This window comes from Acinetobacter sp. 228, assembly GCF_048147885.1.
Genome location: NZ_JAYWYV010000497.1, coordinates 1 through 1,118 on the forward strand (window position 1 = coordinate 1; position 1,118 = coordinate 1,118).

General features: G+C 39.7%; 2 protein-coding genes. One reads left to right on the forward strand and one right to left on the reverse strand.

Translation table 11 applies throughout. The annotated features are described in order from the left end of the window. Positions 1–14: 14 nt before the first annotated feature. Entirely contained in the window at positions 15–404 is a 390-nt protein-coding gene (locus tag VXQ92_RS20180) for a hypothetical protein (RefSeq protein ID WP_000735757.1), read from the reverse strand. A gap of 238 nt (positions 405–642) precedes the next feature. On the opposite strand from VXQ92_RS20180, the gene VXQ92_RS20185 reads away from it, so the two are divergent. After that, the coding region (locus tag VXQ92_RS20185) for a cytochrome b (protein WP_416682984.1) at positions 643–1,118 on the forward strand (476 nt) is incomplete at its 3' end.

Sequence of the window (1,118 nt, forward strand, 5' to 3'; positions counted from 1 at the left end):
GCTTAAAACATCAATTATTTTTGTAAAGCTTCTGCCACACAAGCATTTACAGTTTTAGAAACCACTTGGTTTACGATTGTAGCACGAGTATTCACGTCAAGCGCAGCAGCAGCTAATTCTACTGCAGTCACACTATTTGGTGCTTTTTCACTTACACAGCCGCAAACATTCGTTTGGATGCTATCACGCTGTTCAGCAGTCATATATTTTGTTGCTGTCTTCCATGCAGCAACATTATTAATTTCTGTAATACATTTCGCATTAACAGCAACTTTTAATGCAGCTACGCCTAACTGTTGAGTTGTCGTTTGTGCAGAAGCACCGCCAGTACCGGTACCTGTAGTGGTTGCACATGCAGTTAAAGCTAAAACAACTGGTGCTACAGCGAGCATCAATTTTTTCATCATTTTTGCCTTTGATCGAACGTAAGCAGCGCGTATTTTGCCTAAACTTGTGCTTAGAAGAACCAAATAAATTGATGCTTTTGTGCAAATTAAGTCCCTTATTCTCCAGCTCAACTTAACCGTGTTTTTTAAATTGAAGCGTTCTGTTTATAGCACGCTCTGTTACGGGAACAACATTTCTCAAATTTAACAGTTTCCCATAAAATCTAGCGCTAGAATGACAAAAAAAGGGTCTTTTATGCCTGCCTCAACCTCTCAATACTACACCCGTACTGCACAGATTCTGCATTGGGTCATGGCCATCATTTTTATCACTGCTTGGGTGATTGGTTTCTATAGTGGAAATTTTCTAAGTTATGACGTTGATGGCAGCTTTAAAGGCGATGTCATTACACTACATAAGAATATCGCCACAACCATTATCTTCCTCGTGGTCATTCGTCTATTTTGGCGTTACACCCATCCTGCTCCACAATTGCCTGACACGATGTCACCAACAATGAAAACTTTAGCTCACATCGGACATTTATTACTGTATGTGATTTTAGTCGCTTTACCGGTCACTGGCTGTTTATTTAGCTGGAGTGCTGGTCACCCTGCTCCGGTTTTATATTTATTTGAAATTCCACGCCTGGTGCAAGATAATCCTGAGTTATTAGCCATTGTTAAGCCATTACATATTTATATTTCATGGTTTGCTGGTTTACTTATTGT

Bases quoted from the DNA above. Each gene is read 5' to 3' on its own strand.
- VXQ92_RS20180 (WP_000735757.1), bottom strand. From the start codon at position 404: ATGAAAAAATTGATGCTCGCTGTAGCACCAGTTGTTTTAGCTTTAACT.